General features: G+C 62.7%; 14 protein-coding genes. 10 read left to right on the forward strand and 4 right to left on the reverse strand.

Annotation, left to right across the window (positions count from 1 at the left end; genetic code table 11):
• The first annotated feature begins 228 nt into the window (after positions 1–228).
• From cpaB to AC07NR_RS13785, 8 genes are read left to right on the forward strand one after another with little or no spacing between them, the layout of a single operon-like run.
• The gene (cpaB, locus tag AC07NR_RS13750; RefSeq protein ID WP_423204832.1) at positions 229–1,170 is read left to right on the forward strand and encodes a Flp pilus assembly protein CpaB; all 942 of its coding nucleotides are present in this window, start codon (positions 229–231) and stop codon (positions 1,168–1,170) included.
• A 20-nt stretch (positions 1,171–1,190) separates the two neighbouring features.
• Positions 1,191–2,414, forward strand: a complete 1,224-nt coding sequence (locus AC07NR_RS13755; RefSeq protein WP_114881296.1) for a type II and III secretion system protein family protein — start codon at positions 1,191–1,193, stop codon at positions 2,412–2,414.
• Positions 2,411–3,601: a CpaE/TadZ family protein gene (locus AC07NR_RS13760; protein WP_248738447.1), complete on the forward strand. Its 1,191-nt coding sequence runs from the start codon at positions 2,411–2,413 to the stop codon at positions 3,599–3,601. The genes AC07NR_RS13755 and AC07NR_RS13760 overlap by 4 nt, the downstream gene beginning before the upstream one ends.
• Positions 3,598–4,866 carry a TadA family conjugal transfer-associated ATPase gene (locus AC07NR_RS13765; RefSeq protein WP_085711253.1) on the forward strand — a complete coding sequence of 423 codons (1,269 nt, stop codon included), beginning with the start codon at positions 3,598–3,600 and terminating at the stop codon, positions 4,864–4,866. The genes AC07NR_RS13760 and AC07NR_RS13765 overlap by 4 nt, the downstream gene beginning before the upstream one ends.
• Positions 4,867–4,884: 18 nt before the next feature.
• A complete protein-coding gene (locus AC07NR_RS13770) occupies positions 4,885–5,769 on the forward strand; it encodes a type II secretion system F family protein (protein WP_085711252.1) in 885 nt (294 codons plus the stop codon).
• A 1-nt stretch (position 5,770) separates the two neighbouring features.
• On the forward strand, positions 5,771–6,655 hold the full coding sequence (locus AC07NR_RS13775) for a type II secretion system F family protein (protein WP_495078774.1): 885 nt from the start codon (positions 5,771–5,773) through the stop codon (positions 6,653–6,655).
• 15 nt (positions 6,656–6,670) lie between these two features.
• On the forward strand, positions 6,671–7,393 hold the full coding sequence (locus tag AC07NR_RS13780) for a tetratricopeptide repeat protein (RefSeq protein ID WP_495078775.1): 723 nt from the start codon (positions 6,671–6,673) through the stop codon (positions 7,391–7,393).
• 16 nt (positions 7,394–7,409) lie between these two features.
• Entirely contained in the window at positions 7,410–7,682 is a 273-nt protein-coding gene (locus tag AC07NR_RS13785) for a DUF3613 domain-containing protein (protein WP_085711249.1), read from the forward strand.
• 37 nt (positions 7,683–7,719) lie between these two features.
• Here AC07NR_RS13785 and AC07NR_RS13790 read toward each other — a convergent pair whose 3' ends face one another.
• Both AC07NR_RS13790 and AC07NR_RS13795 read right to left on the reverse strand, forming a co-directional pair.
• Positions 7,720–8,496 (reverse strand): response regulator transcription factor, encoded by a 777-nt coding sequence (locus AC07NR_RS13790; RefSeq protein ID WP_085732797.1) that lies wholly within the window; start codon positions 8,494–8,496, stop codon positions 7,720–7,722.
• 125 nt (positions 8,497–8,621) lie between these two features.
• Positions 8,622–9,092: a prepilin peptidase gene (locus AC07NR_RS13795; protein WP_495078776.1), complete on the reverse strand. Its 471-nt coding sequence runs from the start codon at positions 9,090–9,092 to the stop codon at positions 8,622–8,624.
• Positions 9,093–9,167: 75 nt separating this feature from the next.
• Here AC07NR_RS13795 and AC07NR_RS13800 point away from each other — a divergent pair, with 75 nt between their 5' ends.
• Both AC07NR_RS13800 and AC07NR_RS13805 read left to right on the forward strand, forming a co-directional pair.
• Complete coding sequence (locus AC07NR_RS13800) at positions 9,168–9,614, forward strand: TadE/TadG family type IV pilus assembly protein (RefSeq protein ID WP_119429367.1); 447 nt, start codon at positions 9,168–9,170, stop codon at positions 9,612–9,614.
• Positions 9,611–12,361 carry a PAS domain-containing sensor histidine kinase gene (locus tag AC07NR_RS13805; protein WP_495078777.1) on the forward strand — a complete coding sequence of 917 codons (2,751 nt, stop codon included), beginning with the start codon at positions 9,611–9,613 and terminating at the stop codon, positions 12,359–12,361. The genes AC07NR_RS13800 and AC07NR_RS13805 overlap by 4 nt, the downstream gene beginning before the upstream one ends.
• Here AC07NR_RS13805 and AC07NR_RS13810 read toward each other — a convergent pair.
• A complete protein-coding gene (locus tag AC07NR_RS13810; protein ID WP_495078778.1) occupies positions 12,358–14,355 on the reverse strand; it encodes a pilus assembly protein TadG-related protein in 1,998 nt (665 codons plus the stop codon). The two genes, AC07NR_RS13805 and AC07NR_RS13810, sit on opposite strands and share 4 nt — an antisense overlap.
• A gap of 146 nt (positions 14,356–14,501) precedes the next feature.
• Positions 14,502–15,059, reverse strand: a complete 558-nt coding sequence (locus tag AC07NR_RS13815) for a DUF4136 domain-containing protein (protein WP_085711244.1) — start codon at positions 15,057–15,059, stop codon at positions 14,502–14,504.
• Positions 15,060–15,102 lie beyond the last annotated feature (43 nt).

Here is a 15,102-nt window from a genome sequence, read left to right on the forward strand (position 1 = left end):
AACGGATTAATCACAAAGGATTAACCGCTTCGTCGATCCCCGGATTTCGACTGCTAATTGGCCAACACCCATACTTTCGTAGGTTATTTGCCGGCCAGTAATGGCGTTTTGGCTTGTTTCAGCTAGCGTGGAAATAGCGAAATAGTTGGATGTTCATAGCTGCCTGATTGCGATGTTCCCTTGGTTGGAAGTGCGGGCTGGTAGTGCAGCAGGAAAGGGAGAGCCGTCATGAACAGTCGTGTCACCATGGGTCTTGCCGCCGTGCTTCTGCTGGGGGCCATCGTCGTCGGCTACTGGGGCCTGGTGCTCAGCCGGCAACCGGCGCCGGTTGCCGAGGCACCCGCGCCGGCAGTGGTCACCGTGGAAAAGACCGTCGCCGCCGCCGAAGACCAGACCCGCCAGCCTGTGGTGGTGCTGGTGCATGACGTCCCGCCGTTCACCCCCCTCACCGCCGCCGACCTGGCCATCGAAAAACTACGCAGCGCCCCCGCCGGAAGCCTGAGTGCCATCGACCAGGCCGTGGGCCGCACGCCGTGGCGCCACCTGAGTGCCGGCACCTGGCTCAACGCTGAAAGCTTCGAGGCCGGCGGTGCACTGGCGCGCATGATCCACAGCGACGAGCGCGCACTGGCGGTGTCGGTCGATGAAGTCATCGGTGCCGCCGGGCAACTGATTCCCGGCGATTACGTCGATGTGTTGCTGTACCTGCGCCAGGACGCCAGCAATCCGCAACAGTCAGCGCAGATTGTGGTGCCGGCGATGCGCGTACTCGGCGTCGGCGAACAGTACGGCCTGACCAACGACGGTCAGCCGGCCACACCTGCACTGAGCGCCGACGACAAGCTCAAACAGGATCAGCGCCGGCTCACCGCGCGCACCGTGGTGCTGGCGGTGCCGGAACAACTGCTGAGCCGGATGATGCTCGCCACCCAGGTCGGAACCTTGCGCCTGGCCGTGCGCAGCAGTGAGGAACAGCGTCTGGCCAAATACTGGGCCGGCGAAAACCAGGCACCGGACAAACTGGTGGCCGCCAACAGCCAACTCTTCCAGTTCACCCAGCTTGCGCTGGGCGCTGCGCCGAAAGTCCCGTCCAGCGGCGAGCATAGCGGTGCAGCGCGGCCGGCGGTGGAAGTGATTCGCGGCAATCAGATCACCCAACAGAACCCATGACAGAGCAAGGATCCAAGTGCATGCAGAGTCGTTTCTGGCCGACCTTCAATCCCCTGCTCCGGGCCTTGCTGTTGACGGGACTGTCGATCAATGCCGCCCAGGCGGCCACCGGCAACTGCTCGGCCCTGAGCCGTTTGCCGCCGGTAATCGAAGTCAATGAAGGCTGGCAAAAGGATCTGCAATCGCCGGTGGCAATCACCCGCCTGGCCATCGGCGATCCGAAAATCGCCGACGTGCACGCCACCGGCAACTCGTCGTTCCTGCTCACGGGCGTAGCCCCCGGGGCCACCAGTCTGATGGTCTGGACCGGCTGCTCCAGCGAGCCGCGCCAGAGCATGGTGTTTGTCCAGGGCGCAGCCACGAACGCCCTCACCGGCGCCGGCCCGTTGCCTTCAGATGACGCGCAGCTGCCTTCGCAGGTACAGACCGACATTCGTTTCGTTGAAGTCAGCCGCACCAAACTCAAGCAGGCCTCGGCCAAGCTGATCGGCACCCGCGGCAACTTCCTGTTCGGTTCCCCCGGGACACTGCCGCCCATCGATGGCGTGCCGCAGCCGCGACTGCCGGTGGACAACTCGCTGTTCAACTTCTCGTGGATCGGCGGCAATACCATGGCGATCATCAACGCCCTGGAGGGCAGCGGCTTCGCCTACACCCTGGCGCGGCCAAGCCTGGTGGCGCTGAACGGGCAGAGCGCGAGCTTCCTCGCGGGCGGGCAGATCCCGATTCCGGTCCCCAGTTCCGGCAGCGACAGCGTGTCCATCGAATACAAGGAGTTCGGCATCCGCCTGACCCTGACGCCCACGATCATCAGCCACGACCGCATCGCCCTGAAAGTCGCACCGGAAGTCAGCGAACTGGACTTCAGCAATGCGGTGCAGATCGCCGGCACCACGGTGCCGGCCCTGACCATCCGCCGCACCGACACCAGCATTTCCCTGGCCGATGGCGAGAGTTTTGTCATCAGCGGCTTGATCAGCACCACCAACAGTTCCCAGGTCGACAAGTTTCCGGGGCTGGGCGATATCCCGGTGCTCGGGGCGTTTTTCAAAAGCTCGCAGATCAAACGCGAAGAGCGCGAACTGCTGATGATCGTCACCCCGCATCTGGTGCGTCCACTGTCGGCGGAAGCGCAACTGCCGTCGCTGCCGGGAGAAAAACTGCGCAACTACGACCCGAACTTCTATCGCATGTTCTTCATGGAGAACGGCAACTTCGACAAGCGCAGCGGGTTGTCCCAATGAGCCAGAGCCTGAGCCAGACCTTTCTCGCCATCACCCGCAACAGCACCGATCTGGAATGGCTGCAAAGCGCGCTCGCGCCGCTGGGGCAAGTGGTCAGCGCCGGTACGGGCAGCCTCGATGAATTGCTCGCACTGGTAGATGTCACCTTCGCCAGCCTGGTGTTCGTCGGCCTCGACCGTGAACACGTGGTGGCCCAGAGCGCGCTGATCGAAGGCGCGCTGGAAGCCAAGCCGATGCTGGCAATCGTCGCCCTCGGCGACGGCATGGACAATCAGTTGGTACTCAACGCCATGCGCGCCGGGGCACGGGATTTTGTCGCCTACGGCTCGCGCTCCAGCGAAGTCGCGGGGCTGGTACGCCGCTTGAGCAAACGCATGCCGCCGGTGACTCACAACACGCAACTGGGTGGTCTGACGGTTCTGTACGGTGTGCAGAGCAGTTCCGACGGCGCGCTGTTGTCCAACCATATGGCGCTGGTGGTGCAAAAGAGCGGACAACAGACGCTGCTGCTGGACCTCGGCCTGCCCCGTGGCGACAGTCTGGCGCTGCTGGGGCTGGAGAGCTCGTTCCACTTCGGCGATGCCTTGCGCCATTTGCGCAGGCTCGATGCCACGCTGATCGACAGCGCCTTCACCAGCGCCGAATCCGGGCTGCGGATTCTCGCGTACGCCGACAATGACGAACCACTGGAGAGCACCAGCGCCGCCGAGCTGTACATGTTGCTCAGCGCCTTGCGCCAGCACTTCCAGCACATTGTCGTGAACCTCACCGGTCAGCCCGACAGCGAAGCCTTGCGCACCTTTGTCAGCCATTGCGACAAGCTGATCTGGTACACCGACCAGAACGTGCTCAATTGCCGGCGCAACCTGGCAATGTTCAACCTGTGGCGGGAAAAAGGCATGAAGCTCGATCACGGACGGCTGTTGGTCGACCGCTATCTGAGCAACGTCGCGCCGGATGCGGACACCCTCGGCAAGACCTTCAATCTGGAAGTGATCGCCGTGCTGGCGTTGAGCCCGGAGCTGCGCCTGAACGCCAAAAACCAGGGCGTGAGCCTGTTCGAACTGGCCCCCCGGGAAAAACTCACCCAGAGCCTGCGCGCACTTGGCGAGCGTCTGGCCAAACGCTCCGAAGGCCTGGTCAAACCCAAAGTTACCTGGTTCGACCGGTTGCGAGGCAGCTCATGAGTCCGGAAAAACTCTTCGGTGCCCCGGCTCGCGGTCAGTCGGGCAACACCGACCACGAAGGCCTGAAACTGGTCCTGCATCGCTACATCATTGATGCCATTGAAGAGTCCGGAAAAAACCTGCTGGAAGGTTCGCGGCAACTGCTGGCGCAGTTCGTCACCGACAAGGTCGCCGAATACATCGCCCGTCTGCACCTGGCGATTTCCCGTTACGAGATGGAGCGGCTGGCGGAAGAAATCGTCGATGAACTGACCGGTTTCGGCCCGCTGGAAGTGTTGCTGCGCGACAGTGCCGTGACCGAAATTCTGGTCAACGGCCCGCACCGGGTATTCATCGAGCGCGATGGCGTGCTGCACCAGAGCGATTTGCGATTCATCGATGCGCACCACGTCGAACGGGTCATGCAGCGCATTCTCGCGCCGCTCGGGCGACGGCTCGACGAGTCGTCGCCGATGGTCGATGCGCGCCTGCCCGACGGCAGCCGGGTCAACGCGATCATTCCGCCGATCGCCCTCGACGGGCCGTGTCTGTCGATCCGGAAATTCCGCAAGGACATGCTCAAGAGCAGCGACCTGATCGCCATGCAGACCATCGACCTGGCGATCTTCGATTGCTTTCAGGAGGCCGTGGGCAAACGCTGCAACATCCTGATCAGCGGCGGCACCGGCACCGGCAAGACCACGCTGCTGAACATTCTCAGTCAGTTGATCAACCCCCACGAACGGCTGGTGACCATCGAGGACGTCGCCGAACTGCAGCTCGGCCACCCGCACGTGGTGCGCCTGGAAACCCGGCCGCCGAATGCCGAGGGCCATGGCGAGGTCAAGGCCAGCGATCTGATCCGCAACGCCCTGCGGATGCGCCCGGACCGGATCATCCTCGGCGAGATCCGTGGCGTTGAAGTGCTCGACGTGCTCACGGCGATGAACACCGGCCACGACGGTTCGATGAGCACGGTCCACGCCAACAATGCCCAGGATGCGTTGCTGCGTCTGGAAACCCTGGTCGGCCTGACTGGTCGCACAGTGGCCGAGCGCACGTTGCGGCAAATGATCTGTGCCGCGCTCGACATGATCATCCAGCTGACCCGCATGCCGGACGGCCGCCGCTGCGTGAGCGAGGTGGTGGAAGTGGTCGGTGTGCGCGAAGACATCTACGTCACCAACACCTTGTTCCGCCTCGATCGACGCACCGGGTTCGGCTTCCTGCGCGAAGCGGTCAATCCGGCCGGCGACAAGTTGCGGCACGAGTCGAGCCTGGGCTGAGCGCATGGAGCTTTCGTCATGATGGGGCCGGTGATTCTCATCGTCATTTGCCTGATGCTGCTGGGGCTGTCGATTCGCCTGTTCCTGCATGGCGTGCGCAAGACCGCCAACGAACGGGTGCTCACGCGACTGGCTGCCGGGCAACCGCAGACAGCGCCCGGCAAAACTACTTGGACGGGACTCGAACGCATGTTCCTGCGGGCCGGCCTGGGCCGCCCCGGCGAGCGTCTGGGGTTGTGGCTGGCGTTATGGGCCATCGCGATGATGCTGGGTTACCTGACCGCCGAGTGGATCGGCCTGTTGATCATGATGCTGGCGCCGCCCCTGGTGTTGCGCCTGTACATCGCCTGGCGGTATCGCCGCCGGCTCAACCGCATGATCGAGCAACTGCCGCAGTTGCTGGACCACACGGTGCGCAGCCTCAAATCCGGGCGCACCCTGAACGATGCCGTGCTCGGTGGCATCGACTCCAGCGAGGATCCGCTGAAGACCGCAATGGGCCGGGTCCAGCGCAACGTGCAGTTGGGCGTGAACCTGCCAGATGCGGTGAGCGACTTCGCCGAGCTCTACGAACAGGACGAACTGCGCATGTTTGCCCTGGGGCTGAAGGTCAATCACCGCTACGGCGGCAATGCCAGCGAGCTGCTGGAAAACCTGATCAAGCTGATCCGCGAACGCGATCAGGGCGCCCGCCAGCTGCGCGCCCTCACCGGCGAAACCCGCCTGACCGCGTGGGTGCTGGGATCGCTTCCGGTGATCATCGTCAGCTACTTCATGCTGACCAATCCCGGGTACATGCTCGGCATGTGGAAAGACCCCGGTGGCCAGACCATGCTGATCATCGCGGTGGTATTGCAGGTCATCGGCAGCCTGGCGCTGTGGCGCATGTTGAGGAGTGTCTGAGATGGTGATCCTGGCCAGTCTCATGCTACTGCTCGGGGCGTTCTTGCTGGTCGGCAACCACTTGCTGACCGAACGTCGCCGGGTGCGTCAGGTCAACCAGCGCCTGCAGGGCCATCTGGTGCGCGAGAGCCGTTTGCGCAGCTTGTTGCGAGCGCTGGGCAACAGCCGGTTCGGCCAGCGTTCGGTGAGCATGGACAGCGAAACCCAGACCCTGCTCAACCGTCTCGGCTGGCGCCGGGCCAGTGAACGCTCGCTGTTTGCCGCGTGCCAGATCGGCACGCCGTTACTGGCACTGGGCATCGGTCTGTTTCTGCAGGAAGTGTTCTTTCCCCAGGCGCCCAAGGGCTGGCTGGTGCCGATGTTCGCCACCGGTCTGGGCTACCTGCTGCCCAAGCGCCTGCTGGCGTATGCCGCCGCCCGCCGGCAGAAAATCATTTCGGTGGAGGTTTCGACGTTCATTCCTCTGCTGCGCATCCTGTTCGAGTCCGGCATGGCGGTCGAACAGGCATTGCGCGTGTTGAGCATCGAGGGCAAGAAACTGCTGCCGGAACTGACCAGCGAATTGCGCCTGATCCTCGCTCGTGTCGACTCGGGGCTGGAGCTGGGCCAGGAGCTGAACAAGGCGGCGGTGATGCTGGCGGTGGATGAATTCACCGACACCTGCGTGATCCTGCAACAACTGATTCAACAGGGCGGCGGCGCGATGAAATCGCTGCTGGCGCTCAAGCAACTGCTGGATGACCGACGCCTGACGCGCTTGCAGGAATACATCTCGAAGATGTCGGCGAAGATGTCGGTGGTCATGATGCTGTTCCTGTTTCCGGCCTTGCTGATCGTACTGGCGGGCCCCGGATTTACCGCAATCACCCGGGCGTTTGCGTCCTGACATGGAGAGGGTTTGATGAAAGCACTGATGGTGGTGGCAAGCCTGTTGCTGCTGGGCGGTTGCGCAACCGATGGTCAGGCGCCATGGACCGCCATGCTGGCGCCCACCAGTTGCAGCAAGCTGAGCGCCGAGCAGGAGCTGTCGCTGAATCTGGTGGACGACCTGGCCAATGACGGCAAGCTGCACGCCAGCCTGGCCAACCTGCAGGGCCTGCCCGATAACCTCGTGGAGGTGCGTCTGCGCAAGGCCAAGGTCTATCGTCTGCTGGGGCGCAGCGAAGCCGAACCGCTGTATCGCGGCCTGCTCGGCACCTGCCTGAGCGCCGACGCCGAACACGGTCTGGGTCAGCTGTATGCCGCACGCGGCGATAACGGTCAGGCCCAGGCTCACCTGCAACGGGCCGTTCGACTGGCGCCGACCAATGAAAACATCCACAACGATCTGGGCGTGGTGTACCTCAATCAGTTGCGGCTCGAAGACGCGCGCTTCGAGTTCCTCACGGCCATCGAACTCAAGCAGAACAATCAATTGGCGACGCTGAACCTGATCACCCTGCTGATCTACCAGAACAACTGGCAGCAGTCCGCCGAAATCGTCAGTCGCGCCCACCTGACGCCGGAACAGTTCACCGACGCTCAGGAGCGGGCGGAAAAACTCAAGTCCCCGATCAAGGCAAAACCTGCCACCGGCAATCAGGTTGCGGTGGCGACTGACCCGCAACCGGCGACGATCAAGTGAACCTCAGGGAGGCCACATGAACATCTGCAAAACACTGTGCTGCATGAGTCTGTTGAGCCTGCCGCTCGGCGCACTGGCCATCGACGCCGGCCCCGCCTCGGCCCAACAGCAGGAAACCGAAGGCTGGCTGTTGCTGCAAAGCCGCAACAAGGCCGCCTCCCCCGATCCGCAGGCGGCGACGGCGACCGAACGTGAACTGGCCATGCAGCGCTGGCTGAAGAAATACAAATATGACATCCCCGATTTCTATGACCCCGACGCCGGGGGCAAGATCGAGAGGAAGAACTGACGTCCCTGGCCGCACGATGGCGGCCAGGCACAACGGACTAGTGTGCAGTCACCCGCTGCCGCAACGCCGCCGCACTTGGCGACAAGGCCAGTGCCAGTTGGGTGCGGTTGTGCATGTGGGTCAGGCGCAGCACCTGCGAGACGTAAAGCTTGACGGTGTTTTCGGTGATGCCCAGCTCGCAGGCGATCTGGTAATTGGTCTGCCCCTTGCCCACCAGGCGCGCCACGTCCAGTTGCCGCGGCGACAGCTGATTGAAGATGGCCGGGATCTCCAGCGCGTCGGTGTCACCCGATGCCTGCTCACTGACGGGAGCAGGCCCGCGGCGCACCTTGTCCAGATCCTGATACAGATCATCGATGGACGACGAAAGGTCCTGCAGCTTCTGATTCAAGTGCCCCAGTTGCAGGGTTTTCTGCCGCTCCTGCAGCACCGCCTCCTGCCGCTGCAGGCCTTCGAGCAGTTCGTCGAGGTTGACCGGTTTCTGGTAGTAGTCGGCAATCCCGGCGCGCAGTGCCTTGATCACGTCCTGCTTGTCGGCGCGGCCGGTGAGCATGATGGCTTCGAACACCCGCGCCTTGCCGGCCTGTCGCTGCAGTTCCTGCACCAGCTGGATGCCGTCGAGGTCCGGCATGTGCAGATCGCACAACACCAGACCGATCGCCGGGTCCTCGGCAAAACGCTCGACGGCCTCTTTGCCGGACCCGCAGGGGACACAGCGATAGCCGCTGCTCTCGAGGAACTCACAGAGTTCCTCGACGATCAGCGCCTGATCATCGACAACGAGGACTTTTACCGCAGATGTAAGCTTGTTCACGTGCCACTCCATGCCCGGGCCAAAACTGACCATTCCTGTACTGTCAGCCGTTGGCCGTATAACCAGTACCTTTGAAAGTAGACGCACTTTCCGACTATGTACATAAGACTAGTGGCGTTTGGCGACTAATGGATCCAAGGTAGTACAAGCAGGAAACCGATCAGCACGAACGGCGCAAATGGCAGCTTTTTTGACATGGATGGCGCCATATATCGAAGACGATGCCTAAGCCCTTGACTCATATGCAGCCAGACTCTTGGCGCCAGCAGGATCCAGACGACGCTAGCGACGCCGGCGCCGATAAAAACCCCGAGCAATGACAGACCGTCCGTCGCAAGGCCGAGGGCTGTCATTAATTTCACATCGCCGGCCCCCATGCGCCCCATGAAATATCCCGGCAGGGTGAACGCCAGCGCCACGAGACAGGCCCAGCCGCCCTGCTCTGCTGCGGCCCCCGTCCAGGTCGTTCCGAAATACAGCAGATAAACCAGTGCCAGGGCGCCAACGCCCAATGTCATGGCGTTGGTGATCCTTCGCTGCCCGGCATCCTGGGCCGCACACAAGGTCAACCAGATCAGAAGAACAAGGCTTTGCATCCGGTAAAAACCGTCCGTTTTGGCTGAATGATTCTATGCTGATACTACGCAGTGACTGTCAGGGTAGACGCACGGATGAAAACCGGCTCTCGGAAGGCGCAAAAAGGCGCGGTGGCGATCGAATTCGCCCTGGTGTTCGTGATCTTTTTCGCGGTGTTTTACGGCCTGGTCAGCTATGCCCTGCCGTTCGTACTGATGCAGACGTTCAATCAGGCCACCGCTGAAGCGGTCCGTCGCAGCGTGGCGGTCGATCCCACGACGCCCAACTACTCGACAGTTGTCGTCAACACCGCCAATGCCGCCCTGACCCAGCAGTTTTCAGGCCTGCCCAGCGCCCTGAACGTGGTGGTCGGCGTGGACACTTCAGCGATCTATGACACGACGCAGGGTACGCTCACCGTCAGCGTCAATTACCCCGTCAGCAAACTCAATCAGGTCATTCCGTTTCTGGTGTTGCCGGGCGTCGGCGCCGTCCCCAGCCTGCCCACCAACCTGACCGCCAGCTCGAGCCTGAAATTTTGACGTCCGGGGACAATCTCTTCGGCCGCCTGCTCAAGCGCGCGCCGCTGGCCGGCGACCTGCCGGACGTGCTCGGTTCCCCCGCGACAGGCCTGCACCTGTACCTTGATGGAGAAGGCGCCGTATTGCAGATGGCCGGCCCCTTGCGCCTGTTGCTGGCACAGCAGATGCCCCATGACAAACCGTTGCCGCTGCACGATTTACTGCTGCCCCACAGCACCCTGGCGATCGAAGGCCGGCCACAGGAATGGCAAGGGCTGCTGCTGGACCTGGATTTCCCCGGACTGGGCGAACAGACCCTGCACCTGCGCGGCTGGGCCCAGCCTCTGGGCAACGGTTGGCTGCTGCAACTGATCGACATTGCCGACCTTTTGTCCGAACGCCAGCAAGCCCATCAACGCGAGGCGTGCCAAGGGATTGCCGGGCAGATCAGCAAGCAGTTACGCAGTTGCAGCCTGGGACGACTGCCGATGGTCGTCAGCGATCAACTGCAGATCATCGCTCAGCGCTGGCAGATCCCCTGTGTGGCGCTCGCCTTGCTCAATGAGCAGGAACAGGTGTGGCAGGTTCACTGCCAGTTCCACGCCCACGACGCTCCCGCGCTGTGGCACGACGGCCAGCGCCTCGGCACGCCGCTGGACAGCCTCAATGGCACCGGCCCGCAACGCCTCGGCGCGCATTACGGCCAGTATGAACACACACGGGTGCAAGGGCTGTTCGGCAATGCCGAGGGTTTCGCCGTGCCTTACAGCGATGATCGAGGCGTCATGGCGTGGTTGCTCTGCGGCTTTTACGCAGTCGACAAGACCGCGCCGTATCTGACCGACCGTGACTGGCTGATGCTGGCCGGCGCATTGGCGGGGCCGTTGCTCGGGCGCTTGCGTGAGCAGCAGCATCAACTGCAACTGGAACGCCTCGAGTCGTTGCAGACATTGCTGGGCACCGGCTGGTGGGAAATCGGCAGCAGTGGCGAACAGATTCAGCTGGCCCCGACGCTGGCCGTCACCCTGCAACAGGACAGCTCGACGCTGACCCTGGAACACTGGCTGAACCTGATCCACCCCGCTGACCGCGAAGAAGTGCGCAGCCGCCTGCAGGCCCTGCAGATGCATGGCGAAATCCTCGATCTATGCGTGCGTCTGCATCCTCGCGATGCCAGTCAGACGCCCGCGTGGTATCGCCTTCAGGGGCAGGTCAGCGGCACCGGCGATCACCGTCGGCTGGCGGGCTTCATGCTGGACATCAGCGACATCAAGAACCAGCAGCAACTGGCCGCTGCGGCCCATGCGCGACTGGACAACCTGATCGCCAGTTCACCGGCGGTCATCTACGTCCAGCACTACGTCGAAGGGGCCTTGCTGCCAGCGTTTTTCAGCGCCAGTCTGCAACCGCTGCTGGGCTGGAGTCTGGAAGACTTCGATGCCGGTGCGCTGGTGGAGCGGATCCACCCGGATGACCGGAATCTGTATTTCGAACGCACCCGCCAGCTGTTGCGCGAGGGCTCGGTACGCGCCCGCTATCGCTTGCGCGACAGTCGCGGTGATTATCACTGGCTGCTCGACGAGGCCCGGCTGCTGCGCAATGACCTCGGCCTGCCGGTGGAAGCCGTCGGTTTGTGGCTGGACGTCACCGAAGCCACGCTGGCCGCCGAACAGGTCAGGCAGAGTGAAGAGCGTTACCGGATTCTCGTGGAGGACTCGCCGGCGATGATCTGCCGTTATCGCCCGGACCTGATCCTGACGTTCGGCAACCAGCCGCTGGCGAAGTATCTGGAATGCACGCCCGAAGAATTACCCGGGGTCGATCTGGGCAGCTGGATGTCGGACGTACAACGCGCAGACTTCGTCGAGCGTCTGGCGCTATTGACCCCGGAGTCCCCCGTCAGCACCGCCGAAATCAATCTGCAATTGCCGGGGCGCGAGCATGCGTGGTGGGTGTGGTCGGATCGCGGCGTGTTCGATGAGCACGGGACACTGATCGAAGTACAAGCCGTTGGCCGCGACAACACCGAAGTGCGCCGCTCCCAGCAGCAACTCACCCAGAGCGCGAAAATGGCCACCCTCGGCGAAATGGCCACAGGTCTCGCCCATGAAATCAACCAGCCGCTGAACGTCATGCGCATGGCCATCGTCAACGTGCAAAAGCGCCTGAGCAACGGCGATGTGCAGATCGATTATCTGACCGACAAACTCAACCGCATCGACGCCCAGGTCCAGCGTGCCGCGAAAGTGGTGGATCACATGCGGGTGTTCGGCCGTCGCTCGGAGATCGAACAACAGCTGTTCAACCCGGCCAGCGCCATCGAAGGCACGCTGTCGCTGCTGGCCGAAGGCATGCGCGGCAAAGGCGTCGACTTGCGCATCAGCGAGACGGCTTTTGTCGTCCAGGTGCGCGGTTACGTCGATCAGCTGGAGCAGGTATTGATCAACCTGATGGTCAATGCCCGGGATGCGTTGCTGGGCAAGCGCGAGTCCGAGTCAGGGTTCAAACCGTGGATTTCGATCTACGCCGAACGGGATGAAGAAAAGGTGCGGCTGTGGGTCGAGGACAACGGCGGCGGCATCGATCCGCGTCTGCTGGAGCGGATTTTCGAACCGTTCTTCACCACCAAACCGGTGGGCGTCGGTACCGGTCTGGGGTTGTCGGTGAGTTACGGAATCATCGAAAACATGGGCGGCCATCTCAGCGTGCGCAACTCGGCGGACGGTGCACGGTTCTGCATCGAACTGCCGATCGCCCCCGATGACTAGATGACGAGATACGCCTTGCCGGTCTGGCCGCAAGTCATGTTGGCGCCGACGTCCACGTCCATCAGATTGATGCCCAACCCGTTGAGCAAGTTGTTCAGCAGCGGGTCGAGCAATGGGCTGACCAGATTGGTGATCAGCGGTTGCAGGATTGTCGTCACACCGCTGATCAGGCTGGCAACGCCGGTGATGATCGCCCCCAGCGGGTTGCTGCCCTGGGGTTTGTAGACGATCAGGTTGATCCCCGCCAGCGTGCTCGCCAGGCTGTTGACGATATTGCTGGTGGGCGCAGCGGAAATCACGCTCGGCGGCAGTTTCAGGTTGGGTGGCGTGGGGAACGGCGTGCCGCTGGAAAACACCAGATCCTGAGTGTTCTGCGCCACGCTGGTGTTGACCATGATCGCGATGCCACCGGCGCCGTATTGCACGTGGGTGCTTTCGTCACAACTGCCGATCCCCAGAATCTTGTGACAGGTCACGGTGCCCAGATCCACCAGCGGCAACGGCGTGACCGTGGGTTCGGCGGAGGAAGAAAAGGCATTGGTCGGGTCGATTTTGCCCACCTTGAGATCGGCAACAGAGGTGATGGTGTGGGCCGTCAGGCTCTTGGTCCCGGTGTTGCCGGTGGGGCAGCTGTAGTCGGTGACATAACTGATGGCGCCGCCGGCATCGAGGCTGATGTCGATTTCCGGCGAAGGCAGCAGCAACGGGTCCAGTTGCTCGCAACCGGCGCCGAGCAGGCAACCCACCGAATTCAGGGTGGCGACCAGGTTCAGACTGAGCAGCGCATTGAGCGTCGGGGTCAGGGTTCCGACCAGTCCCAGCACGGCGTTGGTCAACCCGGCCACCCCGGTCAACACCGGCAGATTCACCGAGAGCATCGTGCGAATCTGCGCAGTGCGCACATAAATCCGGTTCGGCCCGGTGGGGTTGGCCTTGGCCAGTGCCGGATCGCCAATGGCGGAAAACTGCGGCGGTTCGACGACCTTGACCCGCACCGTGACATTCGCCAGCCCCAGCACGCTGATCGGCAGGGTGGCGGCCACCGCGCTGTTGCTGTTGGCCAGCTGGATCACGCCCTGGATCAGTTGCAGCAATTGCAGATTGGCGTCGAGCCCGGCCGCCGTGGTGCCGGTCTGCAACTGCAGGATATCGCCCAGCTTGAGCGGCGCGGCATTGATCGCCGCCACTTGCAGTTGCCCCAGCGCGGTAATCACGTCGGCGGTTGCGCCATTGAGCTGGACCACCGTAATCGCGGCCTGGATCAATTGCGTCACGGTGGTCTGAGTATTGAGCAACTGGGTGTAATTGCCGGCGGCGACGTTGAGGTTGATCGCCAGTTGATTCAGGTAGCTGAGCAGGTTGATGTCGGTGTTGAGCAGGCCGTTCCAGCCCACCGCCGTCAGATTCACACTGCCGCCCAGCAGGCCGGAGACCAGTGGATTGAGGATGCTCGACTGGGCGGTGCTGATGTTGGCCAGGTTGCTGCGGATGTTCAGTTGGGCCACGGTCGGCTGGGGTTGCGCGGCCACGGCCGAGGCATAGAGCACGGTGTTCAGGCTCAACGGCGTGCCGCTGAAGAGTGACTGCACGCCGCCGGCGAAACTGGTGGTCACGGTGTGGTTGGCCGCGACCTTGACCGCCACCGCCTGGGTGGCGTCCACGCTGAACGTGCGCAAACCGCTGGAGGCCGTTACCAGCTTGCCGCAGTCGACCACCAGCACGTTATTCGCGTCCGTTACAAAACCGTTGCGTGTCGCACTTTGCCCCGCATAACTGGCCGCTGTAAGGCCCGGCAGACAATTGCCGCCACGGCTGACCGCTTCCAGTGCCGCGTTATCCACCAGTCGCTGCAACTTGCGTTGTTCCATGTACAGACGGCCGGTGTCCACCACCAGCAACATCAGGATCAGCGCGAGGCTGAGGGTCGCGGCCGCCATCAAGCCGATGGCCCCGCGCTGTCGGGCGGGGCCGCGACACTGCGAAAGACGCGACATGGCGCACTCCTTTGCCGGCGCACGGCCGGGCGCAAGCTCCATTGGTGGATGTCAGTGTAGACCCGGCGCAACGACACTGCTGGCAACGCGCCAGCCGCTTCTCCATAAAAAACGGGAGCCATTGGCTCCCGTTTTTGTGCGCAGGCTCAGCGCGGAGGGTAGTTCGACAGTATCCGCGTCACCGTTTCATGGATGGCGCTGCTGCGATCCGCCGGGTTCGGCGTGCGGCTGAGCATCTGTTCATCGCTGCCGCGCCATACCAGTTTGCCGTCCTTGCCGTCGAGCAAGTCGATCTGGATCGTCGCGACCTTGTAGGTGATGTTGCGGGTTTCGTTGTACATCGGTGCGCCCCAGTAACCGTTCCATGGGCCACCCCAACCACCGCCATAGTTGGTGGTGACCTGCTGCTGGCGATCCTCGACGATCAGGTAGGTTTGCACATTCAAGTCACCCTTGGTGCCCGCAGCGGCAGGACGCAGGCCGCGCTGGTCCAGTTGATCGGCGACGGACTGGCGAATCCGTTGTTCGGTCAGGTCGCTCTTGATCCGTGGATCGTCGGGGCGGTATTGCAGGGCGGGTTCTTTCCAGCTCCAGCTGCGGTAGGCGGCAAAGTCGCGGCTGGCGTCGAAGTCATGATTGACCTGGTTGGCGGCGCAGGCACTGAGCAGCGCGGCCATGGCCAGTAAAGCAAAACGGCGGAACATGGTTTTTCTCCGGTGGAAAACATGAACCTGAGGGAGCTTCCGG

The organism is Pseudomonas sp. GW821-FHT09C09 (assembly GCF_059418105.1).